This window comes from Pseudomonas sp. B21-017, from assembly GCF_024749245.1.
Classification (GTDB): domain Bacteria; phylum Pseudomonadota; class Gammaproteobacteria; order Pseudomonadales; family Pseudomonadaceae; genus Aquipseudomonas.
Genome location: NZ_CP087194.1, coordinates 1,902,313 through 1,923,270, shown reverse-complemented (window position 1 = coordinate 1,923,270; position 20,958 = coordinate 1,902,313). Strand labels below are relative to the sequence as shown.

Here is a 20,958-nt window from a genome sequence, read left to right as displayed (position 1 = left end):
TTGAGTCAAAGCTGCCGGGGACGATAACGCCGTGGGGGCCGGGAGGCCAACGGAGAGACGTTACATTTGGTGTGCGACAACATAGACACCCTGTGGGAGCGGTGTCTGTTAGACAGGTTGCAACGGCATCGTCAATTCAACCCGCAGGCCATCCGGCCGGCTGTCGAAATGCAGGGTACAGCCGCAGCGCTGGACGATGGCCTGGACAATCGCCAGGCCGAGGCCGCAACCGGTGCTTTGGCCATTGCGCCAGAAGCGTTGGGTCAGGTGTTGCAAGTCGTCTTCGGCAATTCCCGGACCGTGGTCGCGCACCAGAAAGTGCACGCGATTGCCATTGGTTTCCAGGCTCAGCTCCACCGCCCTATCGCCCGGCGTGTGGCGCAGGGCGTTGTCGAGCAAGTTGCGTAATGCAGCAATCGACAGCACTGCGGGCATTTGCAGCGGCGCATCGGAGAATCTGGCCGGCACCTGAAACTTGATCCGCTGACGATCGCCGCTGGCGGCATCCTGAATCGCCAGTTTCGCCACCTGCTCAGCGCTGCACTGCACGCCATCATCGAACGACAAGCTGCCCTCGACACGCGCCAGCAGCAGCAATTGTTCAAGGGTACGGTGCAGACGGTCGGCGCCCTCTTCGGCCCGGGCCAGGGACTGATCCCGTGCGGCACCGTCGGTCATGCGCGCCACTTGCAGGTGGGTTTTGATCGCAGTCAGCGGGCTACGCAATTCGTGCGCCGCATCACCGGTCAGGCGTCGTTCACGCTCGATGGTCTTGCCGATGCGCTGGAACAACTGATTCTGGGTTTCCAGCAGCGGTTGCAATTCGCTGGGCAACGGCTGGATCTGCAATGGTTCCAGAGAATCGGCGCTACGCCGCATCAACGCATCGCGCATACGATTGAGCGGTGCCAGCCCCTGACCGATGCCGAGCCACAACAGGCACAGGCAGCCAAGCAGCGCCACGCCGACCGGCACCGAAGCCGCCAGCAGAATGGACATGTTCAGCGCTTCACGCTCGATCTGCCGGTCGGCGGTGGTAATGCGCACATCGCCCCGCGCCAAGGTGAAACTGCGCCATGGCGCGCCGTCGATAATCTGATCGTGGAAACCCATTTTCTCGGCTTCCAGCGCTTGCTCGGGGTTGCTGTGGCTGCGGGCCAGAATCTCGCCGCGCAACGAGCTGACCTGACAGGCCATGCCGCCGGGGATATTCAGTTGTTCAGCGCTGAAATGGGTGCCCTCGCCCTTGCTCGGCAATGCCGGCAGTTGCTCCAGTAACCCGGCGACCATCCGCGCCGAGGCAACCAGCCGCTGGTCGAGGGAAAACATCATCTGGTTGCGCAGATCGCTGAGCATCCAGGCGGCGGCCAGGGCCCAGATCAGCGCAAATGCGGCGCCGAGGGTCAGGCTCAGGCGCAAACGCAGGCTCATCACTTCGATTCTTCTCCGCCATCGGCCGGCCCCAGGCGATAGCCCAGGCCACGCACCGTCTCGACAATGCCATTGCCGAGTTTACGCCGCAGGTGATGGATATGGACGTTAAGGGCGTTGCTTTCCAGCTCATCGTTGAAACCGTAGACGCTGTCTTTCAGTTGCTCGGTTGAGAGTACGCGACCACGGTTGTGCAGCAAGGCTTGCAACAGCGATTGCTCGCGACGGGAAAGGTCCACCGGCTGACCGCCCAGCATGGTTTCGCGGCTGCTCGGATCGTAGGTCAAACGACCGTGCTCGATCAGGTTGACGCTGCGCCCCGCCACTCGTCGCAGCAAGGTGTGCAGGCGCGCTGCCAGTTCGCGCAGATCAAAAGGCTTGAGCAAGTAATCGTCGGCCCCGGCCTGCAAACCGTCGACGCGATCGGTGACCGAATCCCGCGCCGTGAGAATCAACACCGGAATCTCCAGGCCACTGTGACGTAACTGCTGCAACAGCTTCAGGCCATCCTCATCGGGAAGGCCAAGGTCGAGCACCATGACATCGAACTCAGCCACCTTGAGCATCGCCCGGGCAGCCGACGCGGTGGCGACGTGCTCGACGGTCAGGCCTTGCGCGGTCAGGCCGGCAACAATACCGCTGGCGATCAGCTCATCGTCTTCGCAAACCAGTACATGCATGGGAGCCCCCAGGACAAAAAAGCGAGTGAAGCAGCTGAGGATTAAGCCGCAATTATGGCAAGGCCCGCCGCTGACGAGAAGCAGCGCCTCCCTCGCAGGCGTCGCGACCGCTAAGCGACGAAGTTGAAAGTGAAGTTCGCTGTTAATCCATGGCCGAACGCCTGCGCACATGTCGTTTCAAACCGAAACATATTCCATCCTGAAAACATGACCACAGCGTAAAACATCACGATACCCTAGCACGGCTCCACTCCAGGCCAATTATTACCTGGAAGAAAGTCATTTAAGACCCGAACCATACTTAATTATCTGAAAGGAATCAGATCATGCCGACACTTAAAAACATCGTGACCGTCGATTGGCGTTCAGGAAAAGACAAGATCTACTTCATCTTCAAAGACACCGATACTTATTCCCGCTTTGATATTCCCGATAACAAGGTCTCTGATGGATACCCCTGGCCGATTAAAGGAAACTGGGGGACGTTGGAAAACCACATGAAAAACCTACGGTTTGGATTTACGACCACGGGCATAACGCTTGATCGTCCCATGGACTCTTCTGACCTCGATATCCTTTGGCTTTTCTATTACGAGCGCACTACGCCGATGGTCTGCGCCTACAATCAGGATACCGATGCGGTAATGCAGACCCGCAAGGTTGAAGACACTAAATGGAAGCTGCTGTTGCCTCACTTTGATCGAATCGTTGCAGGGACATGGTGGCAAGTAAGTCGCCCCTCACTCTTTCGATTCATCATGAATGACGGGAACTCCCTCTATCTGGATTTGGACGAGGATCCCAACCGGGACCGCGGCTATATCGGTGGCAAACTTGACGACGACCTCCCTCCTCCTGTTGTGACCCCGGTCCAGTCACTGAGGACAGAGCCCATTACAGAAGCTACCTGGCCCGGTCTTGCTCCCTATAAAGACCGGATCATTACAGCGGTGCAAAACGATCGGACTTTCGCCGACAGTTATTACTATATCTTTCTGACTGACAATCAGTTTCTGACTTACAACATTCCGGAAAATCGCCTGGTTTCCGGTCCGCATACGGTCGACAGCCAATCCTGGCCAGGCCTGTTGCGCAACTGAAGTTTCAAGCCGTAGTGGCTGCCTTCTGACGGGGCAAGCGGGCGGTACCGGCGGCGGTTAATCATCGGTTAATCGCCGCCACCCATTGTGCAGTCAACTTGCACAGGGATAAGGCTTACCCATGCGTCGACTGTTTCTATTTTTTGTTCTCTTGATCTCGGGTGTGGCCCAGGCAGGGATAAATCCGTTCGACACCAAACCTGAATTCTTGCCAGTGGAAAAGGCCTTTGCCTTTACTTCCGAACGCCTCGAATCAGGTGAAACACAGCTCTATTGGCAGATTACCGACGGTTATTACCTTTATCAGAAACGCCTGAATTTCGAGGGTTTGTCTGCGCAACAGCACCCGGTATTACCTGACGGCGAAGCACACAGCGATGAGTTCTTCGGCGAACAAGAGGTTTATCGCCAAGGCCTGGAGCTGAAGATTCCGGCGGGAGCCACCGGTCAGATCAAGGTGGGTTTCCAGGGGTGTGCCGATGCCGGTTTGTGTTATCCGCCGCAAACCCAGATCGTGGACCTGGGCGGCAAGGCTACTGCATCTGCGGCCAGCGAAGCGCCGGACCAAGCCTTGGCCAGCGGCCTGCAACAACGTGCGCTGGGCTGGAGCTTGTTGGTGTTCTTTGGTCTGGGCCTGTTGCTGGCCTTCACCCCTTGCTCGTTGCCGATGCTGCCGATTCTGGCGGGGTTGATCGTTGGCAGTGGTGCCACGCCCAAACGCGGTTTTGCCCTCGCCGGCAGTTATGTGATCAGCATGGCGCTGGTGTATGCGGCGATGGGTGTTCTGGCGGCGTCGCTTGGCGCGAACCTTCAAGCGCTGTTGCAGAATCCATGGCTGTTGGGCAGCTTTGCGGCGGTGTTCGTGCTGCTGGCCTTGCCGATGTTCGGTTTTTTTGAACTGCAATTGCCGGTGGCCGTGCGGGATCGGCTGGAACATGTTTCACGCAGCCAGCGCGGTGGCAACCTGATGGGCGCCGGTGTGCTGGGGGCCTTGTCCGGTCTGTTGGTGGGACCGTGCATGACTGCCCCATTGGCCGGCGCCCTGCTCTATATCGCCCAGAGCGGCAATGCGCTGCACGGCGGGTTGATTCTGTTCGCCCTGGGCATCGGCATCGGTGTGCCGCTGTTGCTGCTGGTCACCGTCGGCAATCGCTTCCTGCCTAAACCTGGCGCCTGGATGAACCTGCTCAAGGGTGTGTTCGGTTTCCTGTTTCTCGCCACGGCTTTGCTGATGCTGCGTCCGGTGCTGGATGAATCGCTGTGGCTCGGTTTGTGCGGTGGTTTGCTGCTGATCGCCGCCTACAGCGCCTGGCAGCAGTCCCAGGGATTTGGCCGCGTTGCCCACCTGTTCGGCGCCAGTTCGCTGCTCTTGGGTTTATGGGGCAGCCTGCTGGTAGTCGGTGCGGCGGGCGGCAGTGACGATCCGTATCAGCCGTTGCAGGTGTACAGCGCCGGTCGCACCGGCGCTGTCTCGCCGAGCGCTCACGATGCATTCACGACGATCAAGGAGCCCGCGGCCCTGCAACGTGAGCTCGACGCCGCCAAGGCCCAGGGCCAATGGGTGCTGCTGGACTACTACGCCGACTGGTGTGTGTCGTGCAAAGTCATGGAAAAACAGGTCTTCGGCAAACCTCAGGTACTGGATGCGCTGAGCGATGTGCGCTTGCTACGGCTGGACGTCACCGCCGACAATGCCGCCAGCCGCGAACTGCTCGGCCGTTATAAAGTGCCGGGGCCGCCGAGCCTGTTGTGGATCGGCACCGACGGCGAAGAGCGTCGCAGCCAGCGCATCACCGGCGAGATCGATGCCGGCACTTTCCTGCAACGCTGGACCACCACCCGAGACGCTCGTTAATGCTGACCTTTACCCTCGGCACCTTTGCCATCGCGCTTAACCATTTGCTGCTGATCAGTGCCCTGGCGCTGGCGACGTTTGTCGGCTGGCGGGTGGCCAAGCGTGGCGGCGAGAACCCGGAATCGGTGCTGTTCAGCCTGTTCCTGCTGGGCATGCTGGCGGCCCGGGTCGGCTTCGTGATTGCCTACTGGGCACAGTATCGCAACGATCCGTGGCAGATCATCGACCTGCGCGACGGTGGTTTTCTCGCCTGGCCGGGGGTGGTCGTGCTCTTGCTGGCGGCGTTGTACCGCGGCTGGCGTCAACCGGGCCTGCGTCGGCCATTGGGCTTTGGCGTGGCCAGCGGCCTGGTGTTCTGGCTGCTGGCGAGTTTCTCCCTGAGTATTTACGAACAAGGCACGCGCCTGCCGCAGATCACCCTGCGCAATGCCGCCGGCCAGACCATCCAACTCAGCGACTACCAGGGTGGCCCGTTGGTCATCAACCTCTGGGCCACCTGGTGCCCGCCGTGCCGCCGGGAAATGCCGGTGCTGGAGAACGCCCAGCAACAGCGCCCGGACCTGACCTTCCTGTTCGTCAACCAGAGCGAAAGCATGCAGAGCGTCGCCACTTTCCTCGAAACCCAGGGCCTGAGCCTGACCAACGTGCTGTTCGATGGCAGCGGTCGATTGAGCCATGCCGTGGGTTCCATGGCATTGCCGACTACGCTGTTCTATAGCCCCAACGGGTATCTGTTGGGCAGTCACCTGGGTGAGTTGTCGGAAGCCAGCCTGGCCCGCGCCCTGGAACACTTCGACACCCCGAACCCGGCCACCTCGGCCACGCCTTCAAGGAAATTGCCATGCTCCGCCTCCGCCACCTGCTGACACTGACCCTGGGTGCTGCCCTGCTACACCTGCCGTCGGTACAGGCCGAAGAACTGCCTGAAGCGATCAAGAAGATCGAAGCCAAGGGCGCCAAAATCGTCGGTACCTTCGACGCGCCCGACGGCCTGCGCGGTTACGCGGCGCAGTACCAGAACCGCGGTATGACGCTGTACCTGACCCCGGACGGCAAACATGTGCTGCTCGGCAATCTGTACGACGCCGACGGCAATGACCTCAGCAGCGCACCGTTGCAGAAACTGGTCTACGCGCCGATGGCCAAGGAAGTCTGGGGCAAGATGGAAGCAAGCAGCTGGATCGGTGACGGCAATAAGGACGCACCACGGGTCGTCTACCTGTTCAGCGACCCGAACTGCCCGTACTGCAACATGTTCTGGGAACAGGCACGGCCGTGGGTCCAGGCCGGCAAGGTGCAGCTGCGGCACATCATGGTCGGTATCATTCGCGAAGACAGCCCCGGCAAATCCGCCGCGCTGCTGGCCGCCAAGGACCCGCAGAAAGCCTTGGAAGAACACGAGAAATCCGGCAAGGGCAGCTCGCTCAAGGCCTTGAAGGACGTACCACCGGCGGTTCAGGCGAAACTGGCGGCGAACATGAAGTTGATGGAAGACCTGGAACTGGCCGCCACCCCGGCGATTTTCTACATGGATGAAAAGGGCCAGTTGCAACAACAGCAAGGCGCGCCGTCGCCGGACAAGTTGCTGAAGATTCTCGGGCCCAAATAAAGATCAAAAAATCGCAGCCTTCGCCCTACGCGCCTGTGGGCACCACCGAAGGCTGCGATCTTTTTAATCAAGCGCTACACGGATTTCTGTCGGCCAGAAACTTCAGCAGCGCCTCAGTGACAAACTCGGGGTTCTCCAGACTGGAGATATGCCCCGCCTCCGGCACCAGCACATACGGGCAACCGATCAACTCAGCCATTTCTCTGGTTTCCGACGGCGGCCGCGGTTTGTCCTGATCGCCACACATCAACAGTGTGGTTTCAGGGTTCAGCTGAGCCAGGCGCGGCAACAAATCATCACGACTAAACGTGATCCGTCCCATCGGCACAATGCTTTCACGCAGCCGGTTGACTGGCAACGCAGCCAGTTTTGCGCGGAAATCCTGATACAGCGCCGACTGCGGATCGATGCCCGTGCGGAAGAAGATCGGCACAATAATGTCGAGCAGTTGCGGCGAGATCTCACCGCTGTCTTCGATCTGTTTGAACAGCGAGAAGTAATACTGACGAGTCGGTTCCGGTTCGACACCAACGTAGGTGTCCATCAGCACCAACCCGTTGAGCCGCTGCGGCGCTGACAGTGCCAGGCGAACGCCCCACATGCCACCGACCGAAAGACCGACCAGCGTGACGCGATCGATGTCCAGATGATCGAGCAATGCCAGTGCCTGACGCGCCACGTCATCCAGCGACGTCATGCCCTCGGGCATCCGCCCGGATTCGCCATGGCCCCAGAGGTCCAGTGCAATGACCCGATAGCGCTGCGACAGCGCCGCAATCTGCGGTGCCCACATGGCCTGGTCCCACAGGTAGCTCCCGGCCAGCAATACCGCCGGGCCCGTGCCTTGATCTATGTAGTGAAGCGCTTGTCCATCAACCGTTACGAAGGGCATCGACTGTCTCCCTGGTGAAATAGGATCCATTAAAAAACCACGGGAAGCCTGAGCCGCGTGGGCTCGGCAGTCAACCCGGATTAAAGGCCCTCCAGCTCCGCCATCAGGTCATTCAACCGATCCACCTTCTCCTCGGTAATGTCGCTCGCCGCCAACCCATCGATGTACTCGGCCAGTTCCGCCACCGTGCTGCACTCGAACATCGCCCGCAGCGGCACGTCGCGTTGCAGGGCTTTTTGTACCCGCGAGGCAATTTGCGTGGCCAGCAGCGAATGCCCACCCAGCTCGAAGAAGTTGTCACGCACGCCAACCTTCTCGACCTTCAACACTTCGGCCCAGATATCCGCCAAGGTCTGCTCCAGCTCATTGCCCGGCGCCTGATAGTCCTGGCTCTGCAACTGGCCGATCTCCAGTGCCGGCAAGGCCTTGCGATCGAGTTTGCCGTTGGCGTTGAGCGGCAGCTTGTCGAGCCACAACCAGTGCAGCGGCACCATGTATTCCGGCAACTCGGCACGCAGGCGCTGCTTGATCCGCTCCAGTCGTTCGTTCGGATTGAGCGCCGAATCCGCTGCCACCAGATAGCCGACCAGATGCTTGCCGTTGACGCCCTCCTGCACCCCGACCGCCACGTCGCGGACTTCCGGCTGTTCATGCAGACGCGCTTCGATTTCACCCAGCTCGATACGGTACCCGCGAATCTTCACTTGATGATCGATACGCCCGACGTATTCCAGCACGCCATCACTGCGCCGACGGGCCAGGTCACCGGTGCGATACAGGCGATCCCCGGGCGCACCGAACGGGTTCGGCACAAACACCTGCGCGGTGCGCAACGGATCGCTCACATAACCGCGCCCGACCCCGGTGCCGGCCACACACAACTCACCCACCGCCCCCAACGGCACCAGCTCCAGCGCGCCATCGAGCAAGTACAAACGGTTGTTGTCGGTCGGCGTACCGATCGGCAGATAACTGCCACGGGTCGAGGCCAGGTCGACCCGGAAGAACGCCACATCGTCCGAGCATTCCGCCGGGCCATAAGCGTTCACCAGCCCCATCTGCGGGTAACGCAGCAACCATTGATGCGCCAGTTCCGGCGGCATCGCTTCACCGGTCGGCAACATCCAGCGCAGGCCATCGAGGCTCATGCAGTCCTGGGCGAGCATGCCCTGAATCAGCGACGGCACGCTTTCCAGCACGCTAATGCCCTGGCTCTGGACGTGGGCCAGCAAGCCTTGGGGATCATGGGCGATGCTGTTCGGCACGATGTCCACCCGAGCACCGAACAACAGCGCCGCGAGGAACTGCCAGACCGAAATATCGAAGCTTTGCGAAGCGGTCTGGGCGATCACATCGGCGTCGCTCAGCTTCAGGTACGGCACCTTGCTCAACTGGTTATTGAGCATGCCGCGCTGCTCGACCATCACGCCCTTCGGCAGGCCGGTGGAGCCCGAGGTGTAGATCACGTAGGCGAGGTTGTCCGGGCCACTGTAGACACCCGGATTGGCCACCGAAACGTCGCTCGCCTGCACGTCTTCCCAGACCAGCAATCGAGGCCGGTTGGCACATCCGAATTCCTCCAGCAGCGCGACGGCTTGGTCACGGCACGCCTGGGTGCAGACCAGCAACGGCGTGCGGCTCAGGTCAATGATCCGGCTCAGGCGCTGACTCGGCAGGCCCGGGTCCAGCGGCAGGTAACCGGCACCGGCCTTGAAGCTGCCGATAATCATGCCCAGCAGATCGAGATTACGCTCGGCGAGCAGCGCCACCGGTTGATCGAGGCCGACGCCTGCAGCGATCAAGGCATGGCCGAGACGGTTGCTGCGCTGGTTCAACTCAACATAGCTGTGTTGCTGATCGAGATAACTGGCGGCAATCCGCTGCGGATGCCGGGCAACCTGCGCTTCGAACAATGAGACATAGCTCTGCTCCAACGGATAGTCGTGTTCGCTCTGGTTGCAGCCATGGATCAGGAAGTCCTGCTCCTCGACGCCCAGCAGCGGCAAATCGGCCATGTCACCGTGGAAGCCCTCGACCAGCGCCAGCAACAGGCGCTTGAACTCACCGAGCATGCGCTCGACGGTGGATTCGTCGAAATAACGCTGGTCGTAGGACAAGTGCAAACCCAGGTCATCCCCCGGATAGCAGACCGCCGTCAACGGGAAGTTGGTGTGGGTGCGGCCCGAATCCGAAGTGGCATTGAGGCTTTGCGCACGGTCCAGCACCGAGACTTCCACCGGGGCATTTTCGAACACGAACAGGCTGTCGAACAGCGGCTGGCCTTTCGGCAACTCGCTGTTTTCCTGGATGCTCACCAACGGCAGGTACTCGTATTCGCGCAGTTGCATGTTGCTGTCGAGCAAACCGCTGAGCCACTGACGAACGCTGCAGCGCTGATCGTCCTCGGGCATTTTCACCCGCAGGGCGATGCTGTTGATGAACAGCCCGACGGTGCGCTGCATCTCTGGCATCTCCACCGGACGCCCGGCCACCGTGACGCCGAACAACACGTCGCGATCGCCGCTCAAGCGACGCAGCACCAGCGCCCACGCCGCCTGGGCGAAGGTGTTGACGGTCAACTGATGGGCCTGGGCCAGTTCGCGCAATTGTGCGCCATCCCGGGGATCAAGCCTTGTGTAACGGTCGCCGACGATCATGCCGCCGCTGTCGCCGGCATGTTCACGCAGGAACGGCCGGTCGCTCGGAATCGGCGTGGTGCGCTCGAAACCTTGCAGGTTCTGCCGCCACCACTGCCGCGCCTCGGCCAGACTCTGGCGTTGCAGCCAGCCGATGTAATCGCGATAACGCGGCGGCACGGCCAGTTGCGCTTGCCGGCCTTCGCCGAGGGCGGTGTAGATTTCGAAGAAGTCGTTCATCAGCAGCGAACGGCACCAGGCATCGATGAGGATGTGGTGGTTGCTCATCATGAACCAGTAGCGCGCCGCGCCCACGCGGATCAAGCGCAGGTGGAACGGCGCCTGATTGAGCAGATCGAACCCGGTCTCGCGCTCGCTTTTCAGCAGCGCCTGCAGCTTCGGTTCTTGCTCGGTTTCGGCAACCGCGCTCCAGTCCAGATACTCGATCGGCGTGCTGCCCGGCTTATGGATCACTTGCAGCATGTCTTCGCCGACGTTCCAGCAGAACGAGGCGCGCAAGGCTTCGTGACGGGCGATCACCGCTTGCCAGGCCTGGGCGAAACGCACCGGGTCGAGCTCGCTGTTGATGCGGTAGCGGTCCTGCATGTAGTAGAGGCCGGTGCCCGGTTCGAGCAAGGTGTGCAGCAACATGCCTTCCTGCATCGGGGTCAGCGGGTAAACGTCTTCGATCATCGCTGCCGGAACCGGCAACGCGTCGAGTTGCGGCTGAGTCAGTTTGGCCAGCGGGAAGTCCGACGGTGTCAGGCCGCCCGCGTTGTCGCTCAGGCAGTGCTGGATCAGGCTGTGCAATTCATCCAGATACGCCTGCGCCAGGTCGGCGATGGTTTGCCGGTCGTGGCGCTCGGCGCTGAAGGTCCAGCGCAGCACCAGTTCGCCACCGTACACCTGACTGTCGATGCTCAGTTCGTTGGGCAGCGGCGCATGCGGATCATGGGCCGCGCCGACCGGCTCATCGAGCGGACGGAACAGCGCATCGCTGCCGAAGCTCTGGTCGAACTGGCCAAGGTAGTTGAAGGTGATCGGCGCCAGCGGCAGCGCGGCCATGGTCTGCCGACACAGGCCATCGGCCAGGTAACGCAGCACGCCATACCCCAGGCCTTTATGCGGCACCCCGCGCAGTTGCTCCTTGATCGCCTTGATCGACGCACCCTGCTCACTCACCGGAGTGAGGCGCAGTGGATAAGCACTGGTGAACCAGCCGACGGTGCGGGTCAGGTCGATGTCGTCGAACAGCATTTCGCGGCCGTGACCTTCGAGTTGAATCAACGCCGACTCATGACCGCTCCAGCGGCACAACACACGGGCCAACGCAGTCAGCAGTAAATCGTTGACTTGGGTGCGATAGGCCGCCGGCGCCTGTTGCAACAGTTGCCGGGTGTGCTCGCTATCGAGGCGCACGCTGACGGTTTGCGCGTGACGATTCTGCTGCCCGCCCCGAGGCCGATCACACGGCAATTCAGCGCTTGGGCCGGCCAGTTGCGCCTGCCACCAGCTCAATTCTTCCCGCAAGGATTCGCTGCCGGCATAAGCCTGCAACCGTGCGGCCCAGTCCCTGAAGGCACTGGTTTTCGCTGGCAGTTTTACTGACTGCTCTGCGTCCAGTTGACGATAAACCGTTTGCAGATCGTCCAGCAGCACCCGCCACGACACCCCGTCCACCACCAAGTGGTGAATGGCAATGAACAACCGTTGTTGCCCCTCGGGATCATCGACCAGCAGCGCCCGCATCAGCGGCCCTTGCTCAAGGTCGAGGCTGCGCTGGGCATCAGCGAACAGCGCGGCGCACGCGTCCAGGGTCGGCACTTGCACCTGCCATAGCACGGTAGCGTCGGAAACTGCCTGATGCTCGGCCTGCCAATGACCGGCGACTTCGGTGAAGCGCAGGCGCAAGGCGTCGTGCTGCTCGATCACCGCCAACAGCGCTTGCTCCAGGCGATGCGGCTCCAGCACCACGGTCGGTTCCAGCAGCAACGCCTGGTTCCAGTGTTGACGTTGTGGAATATCAGTATCGAAGAACCAGTGCTGGATCGGCGTCAGTCGCGATTCGCCCGTGAGCAGACCTTGCTCGGCAGTGACTTGCTCGGTGCGGGTCGCGACGGCAGCCAGGGTCTGCACCGTCTGGTGCTGGAACAGGTCGCGGGGGCTGAAGTGAATGCCCTGCTGCCGCGCACGGCTCACCACCTGGATCGACAGGATCGAATCGCCGCCCAGTTCGAAGAAGTTGTCGTTGAGGCCGACCTGTTGAACGTTGAGCACTTCACACCAGATGCCGGCCAGGATCATCTCAAGTTCGTTGCTCGGCGCCACGTATTGCTGACGATTCAACTCCGGGTCCGGTGCCGGCAGTGCGCGACGGTCGAGTTTGCCGTTGGCGGTCAGCGGCATGCTGGCCAGCAGGATCAAGTGCGTCGGCACCATGTAATCCGGCAACTGAGATTTGAGGTGCGCCTTCAACGCTTCGCGCAGTGCAGTTTGTTGCGCTTCATCCTGCTCGGCCACGTTTGTAACCAGATAGCCCACCAGTTGCTTGCCGCTCGGCGCATCGAGCGCCAGCACGACCGCTTCACGGATCGACTCATGTTCCAGCAGACGGGTTTCGATCTCGCCCAGTTCGATGCGAAAACCACGGATCTTCACTTGATGGTCGATACGGCCGAGGTACTCGACCAGGCCATCGGCGCGCTGACGGACAAGGTCGCCGGTGCGGTACAAGCGTCCGCCGTTCGCGGCAAAAGGATCGGCGACAAAGCGTTCGGCGGTCATCCCCGGACGCTGGTGATAACCCTGCGCCAGACCGGCGCCGCCGACATACAACTCGCCGGTCGCGCCTTGTGGCAGCAACGCCAGGTCGGCGTCGAGAATGTACGCTACCCGAGCGCCGATCACGCTGCCAATCGGCACACTGCCCAGCCCTTCTTCCAATTGCTCGGGGGCCAGGCTGGCGAGCGGCATGACCACAGTTTCGGTCGGGCCGTAAGCGTTGAAAAACAGGCTCGGTTTGAACGCCGCGCGAATCCGCTGCAAGTGTTCGCCAGTCAGGGCTTCGCCACCGGTGATGCACATGCGCACCGGCAGGGTTTCGCCCTGGGTCGCCAGCCATTGCGCCAACTGGCTGCCGTAGCTTGGGGTGAAGCCGAGGATGTTGATGTTGTGGCGACGAATCAGCCCGCAGATTTCCTGCGCGTCCCACTGGCCTTGAGCGCGAAGGACCACCTGCGCACCACTCAATAGCGGCACCAGCAGACGCTCGGTCGCGGCATCGAAGTTGATCGAATAGAAGTGCAACTCGCAATCATCGGGGCGCATGCCGAAACGCTCGATCACCGCGCGGCAATGCATGGCGATTTCACCGTGGGACACCACCACGCCTTTCGGTTTGCCGGTGGAGCCCGAGGTGTAAATCAGGTACGCCTGATGCTGCGGCAAGCTGATAAACGGCAGCTCGCTGGCCGGGTAATTGGCCAGGTCCGCGGCATCGTCTTCCAGGCACCAACGACCGACGCTGGCCGGCAATTCACCGAGTGCCGCGAACATCGCCGCATCGCTGAGCAACAAACCGATGCCGCTGTCTTCGATCATGTAGTGCAGGCGATCCAGCGGGTATTCCGGGTCCAGCGGCACATAGGCGCCGCCCGCCTTGAGGATTGCCAGCAAGCCGATGACCATCTCCAGCGAACGTTCCAACGCCAAGCCGACCCGCACTTGCGGCCCGACACCGCGCTCACGGAGCATCCAGGCCAGACGATTGGCGCGGCTGTCGAGCTCGGCGTAGCTGAGGGTTTGCCCGGCGAACGTCAGCGCCGGCGCGCCCTTGCGTACCAGCGCCTGCTCAGCGAACAGCTGATGGATGCATTGATCGAGGCGATGCTCACCCGGCTCGATGCCGAGGCTGTCGAGCAGGTTTTGCTGTTCAGTGGCGTCGAGCAATGGCAGCTCACTCAAGCGCTGTTGCGGATCGGCCAGCAACGCTTCCAGCAGATTGCGCCAGTGCCCGGCCATGCGCGCAATGCGCGGCTCATCGAACAGATCGGTGCTGTAAGTCAGGCAGCAACCGAGGCGATGGTCGAGGTCGGTGACTTCCAGGTTGAGGTCGAACTTGGTCGCTCGCGCATCGTTGGCCAGGTACTCGACGGTCATCCCGGCCAGGGTGCGGCGCTGCTGGAACTCCCAGCGCTGCACGTTGCACATCACCTGGAACAGCGGGTTGTAAGCGGCGCTGCGCGGTGGCTGCAAGGCTTCGACCAAGTGATCGAACGGCAGGTCCTGATGGGACTGGCCTTCGATCACCGTGTGGCGAACCTGCTCGAACAACTCGCCCACGGACATCTGCCCGTCGAGCTGGCAACGCAGCACTTGGGTGTTGAGGAACGCGCCGATCAGCCCTTCGCTTTCCGGACGAATGCGGTTGGCCACCGGCGCACCAATGCGCAGGTCGGTCTGGCCGCTGTAGCGGTAAAGCAGCACGGCCAGGGCGGCGGTCATGGTCATGAACAGGGTCAGGCCGTTGTCTGCGTTGAAGGCACGAACCCGTGCCGCGAGGTCATCGCTGAGGTCGAAGCGGAACAGTTCGCCCTGATGACTTTGCACCGGCGGACGCGGACGATCGGCTGGCAACTCCAGCAGCGGATGTTCGCGGCCCAGTTGCGCGGTCCAGTAATCGAGCTGGCGCTGACGTTCGCCGGACTCCAGCCACTGACGCTGCCACACGCTGTAATCCAGGTACTGCACCGGCAAGGGTTGCAGCGGTGATTCGCGGTCATCGACGAACGCTTCGTAGAGCGCGCTGAGTTCCCGGGCGAAGATGTCCATCGCCCAGCCTTCGGTGACGATGTGGTGCAGGGTCAGCACCAGGTAATGTTCGTGCTCGGCGGTCTTGACCAGGCAGGCGCGCAGCAACGGTCCGGTTTCCAGATCGAAAGGCGTGTGCGCCTCGCTGTCGGCCAGTTGCTGGACTCGCTGCTCACGGGTATCGGCATCCAGTGCGGAGAAATCCTTCCAGTCCATGCGCATACCGGTGTCCGGATGCACCTGTTGCCGGGCCACGCCGTCGATGCTCGGGAACGTCGTGCGCAGGGTTTCATGACGCATGATCAGCGCTTGCAGCGCCGCTTCGAAACGCCCGACATCCAGCACGCCACGCAAGCGCGCCATACCGCCGACGTTGTAGGCCGGGCTGTCCGGTTCCATCTGCCAGAGGAACCACATGCGTTGCTGGGAATAGGACAACGGCACCGGTTGGCGGCGGTCGACCTTCTCGATCGGTGGCTGCCGGTTGGTTTTGCCGCTGACCTGGATCAAGCGAACCTGTTCGGCAAACGCGCCCAGCTCACTGGCCTCGAACAGCGCTCGCAACGGCAACTCGACGTCGCAGGCCTGACGGGTACGGGAGATGATTTGCGTGGCCAGCAGCGAGTGGCCGCCAAGGGCGAAGAAGTCGTCGCGCAGACCGATCTGCGTCTGGTACAGCACTTCGCGCCAGATGCCGGCGATTTGTTGCTCAAGCGCCGTGACCGGTTCAACGTGCTCGCGGACGTGCCACTGAGGTTCCGGCAAGGCGCGGCGATCGAGTTTGCCGCTCGGGCTCAGGGGCATTTGGTCCAGACGCAGCAGCTGCGCCGGGACCATGTATTCCGGCAACTCGGCGGCCAGTGCGGCTTTCAGGCGTGCGGTTTGAGTGTCGAGGCCTTCAGTGGAATCAGTGGCGGTGTAGTAACCGATCAACTGCCCGCCGACCGCTGTTTCGCGCACCAGCACCACCGCTTGGGCGACGCCGGATTGTGCCAACAGCCGCGCTTCGATCTCTTGCGGCTCGACACGAAAGCCACGCAGTTTGACCTGCTGATCGAGACGACCGAGGTATTCGATTACGCCATCGGCGGTCCAGCGCGCACGGTCGCCGGTGCGGTACAGACGCGCGCCCTGCTCGCCCAGTGGATCGACCACGAAACGCTCAGCGGTCAGCCCCGGACGGCCCAGATAGCCCCGAGCCAAACCGATACCGCTGATGCACAGTTCACCCGGCACGCCGGCCGGCACCGGGTTGAGGTCACTGTCGAGCACCCGGCACAGCACGTTGCCCAATGGCCGGCCAATCGGCGAGCGCTCGCCATCGGCGGTTGTGCAGTGCCAGTGGGTGACGTTGATCGCGGTTTCGGTGGGGCCGTAGCGGTTGTGCAGTTGCACCGCCGGCAGTTGCGTCAGCACGCGGTTGCGCAGTTCGACGGGCAAGGCTTCGCCGCCGGAAAACACCCGGCGCAGGCTGGTGCATTCGGCGGTCAGCGGTTCGTTGATGAACAGCGAAAGCAGCGGCGGCACAAAGTGCAGCGTGGTCACACCGTACTGCTTGACCAGTTGTGCGATGCGGTCTGGATCGCGGTGTTCGCCGGGACCGGCGATCAGCAAGCGGCACCCGGTGATCAGCGGCCAGAAACACTCCCACACCGACACGTCAAAACTGATCGGGGCTTTTTGCATCAGCACGTCGGTATCGTTCAGGCGATAAGTGTTCTGCATCCATTGCAGACGTTCAGCGAGCGCTGCGTGCGTGTTGCCGACACCCTTGGGCTGGCCGGTGGAACCCGAGGTATAAATCACGTAGGCCAGGTTGTCGCCGTGCAGGTGCAAACCCGGTGCATGGCTTGGCCAGTTCTCCAGGTGCAGGGCGTCCATGGCAATCAGGCAGACGCCATCAGTGGCCGGCAAGCGGTCGAGCAATTCGGTTTGGGTCAGCAACAACTCGACGCCACTGTCGCGGAGCATGTAGGCCAGGCGCTCGGCAGGGTAATCTGGGTCCAGCGGCACATAAGCGCCGCCGGCCTTGATGATCGCCAGCAAGCCGATCAGCAACTGCGGCGAACGCTCGGCGGCGATGGCCACGCACACGTCCGGGCCGACGCCTTTGTCGCGCAGGTAATGCGCCAGGCGGTTGGCCTGAGTATGCAGTTCGGCGAAGTCCAGGCTGCCGCCGTCCCACAGCAACGCGGTGCGCTCCGGGGTCTGGTGTACTTGTTCGTTGAGCAGTTCCGGCAACCACTGCTGCGCCGGACTGCATGGGGCAACGCTCCAGTCATTTTGCTGAGTGTGTTCGGCGGTAGTCAGTAGTTGCAGGTCACCGATCGCTTGTTGCGGACGTTCGCAGATAGCTCGCAGCAAATTGCTGAAATGCTCGGCCAGACGCTCGATGGTCGGCGCGTCAAACAGTTCGCTGGCGTAGTCGAACGACAGGCTCAAACGTCCGTTGCGGTCTTCCTCACCGTGCAGTTGCAAGTCGAACTTGGCTTCGCGGCTGTGCCACGGCAGCTCTTCGGCGAGCAGCCCCGGCAGACGACGCAGAGCGCTGAGATCCCGTTGCTGATGGTTGAACATGACCTGGAACAGGCCTTGTTCGCGGGCCTGCGGGAAAGCTTCGAGCAGTTGTTCGAACGGCAGGTCCTGATGCGCTTGCGCCCCCAATGAGGCTTGCCGGGTTTGCGCCAGCAACTCCACGAATGGCAGTCGCGAGTCCACTTCGGCACGCAACACTTGGGTGTTGATGAAGAAGCCGATCAGCCCTTGGGTTTCCAGGCGTGGACGGTTGGCATTCGGCACGCCGATGCGGATGTCGCGCTGGCCGCTGTAGCGATGCAGCAGGCTCTGGAACGCCGCGAGCAACAGCATGAACGGCGTCGATTCATGGGCCTGGGCGGTCTGGCGAATCGCGTTGCTCAGGCTCGCGTCCAACCGCAGGGTGTGGCGGGCGGCGCTGTGGGTGTGTTGTGCCGAACGTGGGTGGTCGGTGGCCAGGCTCAGGGTCGGATGCTCATCACCCAACTGCTCTTTCCAGTAAGCGAGTTGCCGTTCGCCCTCCCCTTGCGCCAGCCACTGGCGCTGCCAACTGCCGTAGTCGGCATATTGCGTCACCAAGGCTGGAAGGCTGACGGTCTGGCCTTGAGAGGCTGCCGCATACAGGCGCGAGAACTCCTCGATCAGCACGTTCAGCGACCAGCCGTCGGCGATGATGTGGTGCATCGTCACCAGCAGTTGATGATCCTCATCTTCGAGGCGCACCAGGGTCACCCACAGCAGCGGGCCGTTCTCCAGGTCGAACCGGGTGCGGGCTTCGTCCTCTCGGATTTGTTGCGCGCGGGCTTCACGCTCGGCGGCCGGCACGTCGCTGATGTCGATCACTTGAAGATTGAACTCACCGGCAGCATCGACCCGTTGCAGGGCCACACCGTCGCGCTCGAAAAACCGCGTGCGCAGGGATTCGTGACGTTCGATCAGTTGCTGGAAACTGGCGCGCAAGGCGTCTTCGTCCAGTTCGCCGCGCAGGCGCAAGGCGCCGGGAATGTTGTAGGCGCTGCTCTGCGGGTCGAGTTGCCAGGTGATCCACAAACGGTTTTGCGCCAGGGATTGCGGCATGGCGTCGTTGCGCGACAGCTGAGTGATCGCGCCTTGGGCGAGGCCGCCATCCTGTTGTTGCCGGGCGACGGCGGCGGCGAACGCGCCGAGGGTCGGCGCTTCGAATAACAGACGCAGATTCAGCTCCATCCCCAACGCTTCACGCAGGCGTGCGACCACTTGAGTAGCGGCGATGGAGTTGCCGCCGAGCAGGAAGAAGTGATCGTCGGCGTTGACTTGCTTGACCTGCAATTGCTCGCACCAGATCTGGCCGATCAGGGTTTGTAGTTCGGAACCCGACTCGCTGCTGCCTTCACTTTCGTTCGCTGCCGACGGGAAAACCGCATAGCTGTCGAGGCTGCCATCGGCCAGGCGATTGCGGCAGGCCGAACGTTGCAACTTGCCGCTGGAAGTCTTGGGCAGTGCCCCCGGATTGAGCAGCACCACCACGCTCGGCGCCTCCTGATACGCCTCGGCCACCGCTTGGCGGATGGCTTTGATCAGCGCCTCGGACGGCAGGATCTTCTGCACACTGCGGCTGATTTCCGCGGCAATGCCGATGCCTTCCTGACCCTCGAGATTGACCGCGAACGCGGCCACACGCCCCTTGCGCACCACCTCCACTTCGCGCTCGATGGTCTGCTCGATGTCCTGCGGATAGAGGTTGTGACCACGAACGATCAGCATGTCTTTCAGGCGCCCGGTGATGAACAGTTCACCGTCACGCAAAAAGCCCAGGTCGCCGGTGCGCAGCCAGGTGCGGCCCGCGTGCTGGACGAAGGTCTTGGCCGTGGCTTCAGGGTTGCGCCAGTAGCCATGGGCGATGCTCGGCCCGGCGGCCCAGACTTCACCGACCGCGTTGTCGGCGAGTTCTTCGAACGATACCGAATCGACAATCAGCACCGCATGATCCGGCTGGCTGATGCCGCAACTCATGACCGGACTGCCGTCGCCCGGTTCGGCGCGGTTTTGCGCCAACGCCTGATCGTCCACCCGTAATGTCGGAATACCCTGACCGCGCGGAGTGCCGGCAACGAACAGTGTCGCCTCCGCGAGGCCGTAAGAAGCCATGAAACTGTCCGACGTAAAACCACAGTTCGAGAACTTCTCGGCGAAGCGTTCCAGGGTGTCGAGGCGAATCGGTTCGGAACCGGAATACGCCACGCGCCAGCCGCTCAAATCAAGGCGTTCCAGAGCCGATTCGCTGACGCGCTCGCTGCACAGTCGATAGGCGAAGTCCGGCCCGCCGCTGATGGTGCCGCCGTATTCGCTGATCGCTTCCAGCCAGCGCAACGGGCGACCGAGGAAGTACGCCGGCGACATCAACACGCACGGCACACCACTGAAAATCGGCTGCAGCAGGCCACCGATCAGGCCCATGTCGTGGTACAGCGGCAGCCAGCTGACGATCACGTCATCAGGATTGAGGTCGATGCCAAAGCCATGACGAATCAATAGTTCGTTGGCCACCAGATTGCCGTGGCTGACTTGCACGCCTTTAGGCAACGCGGTGGAGCCGGAGGTGTATTGCAGGAAAGCGATGTGCTCGCCTTGCAGGTCCGGTGCAACCCAGCGTTCAGCCACGGCGTTGTCAAGGGTGTCGACACATAGCAGCGGCGGCGCCCCGTTGATTTGCAACAAGGCGTCGCGCAGGTCGGCGCTGGTCAACAGCAGACGCGGCTCGGCATCGCTGATGATCGACAGCAGGCGTTCCTGATGATGACGACGGGTCGATTCCGGCGGATAGGCCGGCACCGCGATCACCCCGGCGTACAGGCAACCAAAGAACGCCGCGACGTAATCCGGACCGCTGGGAAACAGCAGCACCGCGCGATCACCGAACGACGCCTGGGCCTGCAACGCGCCGGCAATGGTTCGCGCCCGTTGGTCCAGCTCACGATAACTGAGCACCACAGCCTGATCCTGGGTTTCGGCAAGAAAACGCAAGGCCACCCGGTCCGGCGTCAGGGCCGCGCGGCGCTGGAGGGCTTGGACCAGTGTGCTGGGGAGTTCGAACGCGTCGGTCATGAGGTTTCCTGCCTGAATTCGGCTTGCAAGTGGAATCGGTTTTCATATTTCACGCCCGTTCACGGGCATGCAGGACGCGGTCTTCGCCGACCGCGCAAGGCTTGGGAATGCTGTTTTGGCCGGGGTTTGCGCCCGCAGCCATTCACCAATGAGAACGGATGAGGTCTTGGAATAATTAGTCGCCGGGCTTGAGCGCCGGCAGGCTTGTGGCCGGTGGGTGAGTCAGCGTGTCGCCGTTCTCACTGCGCACCTTCACGGAGCATTAATTCTCTTTCTCAATTGACAATCATTATCATTCAACATAATTTGTCGCTCGATATGTAGGAC

The 20,958-nt window shown here is 61.9% G+C and carries 8 protein-coding genes; 4 read left to right on the top strand and 4 right to left on the bottom strand.

Annotation, left to right across the window (positions count from 1 at the left end; all coding sequences use genetic code 11):
- Positions 1–108: 108 nt before the first annotated feature.
- Both LOY28_RS08530 and LOY28_RS08525 read right to left on the bottom strand, forming a co-directional pair.
- On the bottom strand, positions 109–1,434 hold the full coding sequence (locus LOY28_RS08530; RefSeq protein WP_026286707.1) for an ATP-binding protein: 1,326 nt from the start codon (positions 1,432–1,434) through the stop codon (positions 109–111).
- Positions 1,431–2,111 carry a response regulator gene (locus LOY28_RS08525; protein ID WP_018929974.1) on the bottom strand — a complete coding sequence of 227 codons (681 nt, stop codon included), beginning with the start codon at positions 2,109–2,111 and terminating at the stop codon, positions 1,431–1,433. The genes LOY28_RS08530 and LOY28_RS08525 overlap by 4 nt, the downstream gene beginning before the upstream one ends.
- A 326-nt stretch (positions 2,112–2,437) precedes the next feature.
- On the opposite strand from LOY28_RS08525, the gene LOY28_RS08520 reads away from it, so the two are divergent.
- The 4 genes from LOY28_RS08520 (at position 2,438) to dsbG (ending at position 6,675) form a co-directional block, all read left to right on the top strand.
- Positions 2,438–3,211, top strand: a complete 774-nt coding sequence (locus tag LOY28_RS08520; RefSeq protein WP_018929975.1) for a hypothetical protein — start codon at positions 2,438–2,440, stop codon at positions 3,209–3,211.
- A gap of 121 nt (positions 3,212–3,332) precedes the next feature.
- Positions 3,333–5,066 (top strand): protein-disulfide reductase DsbD, encoded by a 1,734-nt coding sequence (gene dsbD, locus LOY28_RS08515; protein ID WP_258613345.1) that lies wholly within the window; start codon positions 3,333–3,335, stop codon positions 5,064–5,066.
- Entirely contained in the window at positions 5,066–5,932 is an 867-nt protein-coding gene (locus LOY28_RS08510) for a TlpA disulfide reductase family protein (protein WP_111454993.1), read from the top strand. Before dsbD ends, LOY28_RS08510 begins: the two co-directional genes overlap by 1 nt.
- Positions 5,908–6,675 carry a thiol:disulfide interchange protein DsbG gene (dsbG, locus tag LOY28_RS08505; RefSeq protein ID WP_018929978.1) on the top strand — a complete coding sequence of 256 codons (768 nt, stop codon included), beginning with the start codon at positions 5,908–5,910 and terminating at the stop codon, positions 6,673–6,675. The genes LOY28_RS08510 and dsbG overlap by 25 nt, the downstream gene beginning before the upstream one ends.
- 67 nt (positions 6,676–6,742) lie before the next feature.
- Here dsbG and LOY28_RS08500 read toward each other — a convergent pair whose 3' ends face one another.
- Positions 6,743–7,567 carry an alpha/beta fold hydrolase gene (locus tag LOY28_RS08500; RefSeq protein WP_258613344.1) on the bottom strand — a complete coding sequence of 275 codons (825 nt, stop codon included), beginning with the start codon at positions 7,565–7,567 and terminating at the stop codon, positions 6,743–6,745.
- 80 nt (positions 7,568–7,647) lie between these two features.
- Positions 7,648–20,631, bottom strand: coding sequence for a non-ribosomal peptide synthetase (locus tag LOY28_RS08495; RefSeq protein ID WP_258613343.1), 12,984 nt, complete (start codon positions 20,629–20,631; stop codon positions 7,648–7,650).
- Positions 20,632–20,958 lie beyond the last annotated feature (327 nt).

Excerpts from the sequence above, each read along its gene's own strand:
- LOY28_RS08510 (WP_111454993.1), top strand. The coding sequence starts at position 5,066 with ATGCTGACCTTTACCCTCGGCACCTTTGCCATCGCGCTTAACCATTTG.
- LOY28_RS08520 (WP_018929975.1), top strand. The coding sequence starts at position 2,438 with ATGCCGACACTTAAAAACATCGTGACCGTCGATTGGCGTTCAGGAAAA.
- LOY28_RS08500 (WP_258613344.1), bottom strand. The coding sequence starts at position 7,567 with ATGCCCTTCGTAACGGTTGATGGACAAGCGCTTCACTACATAGATCAA.
- dsbG (WP_018929978.1), top strand. The coding sequence starts at position 5,908 with ATGCTCCGCCTCCGCCACCTGCTGACACTGACCCTGGGTGCTGCCCTG.
- dsbD (WP_258613345.1), top strand. The coding sequence starts at position 3,333 with ATGCGTCGACTGTTTCTATTTTTTGTTCTCTTGATCTCGGGTGTGGCC.
- LOY28_RS08525 (WP_018929974.1), bottom strand. The coding sequence starts at position 2,111 with ATGCATGTACTGGTTTGCGAAGACGATGAGCTGATCGCCAGCGGTATT.
- LOY28_RS08495 (WP_258613343.1), bottom strand. The coding sequence starts at position 20,631 with ATGACCGACGCGTTCGAACTCCCCAGCACACTGGTCCAAGCCCTCCAG.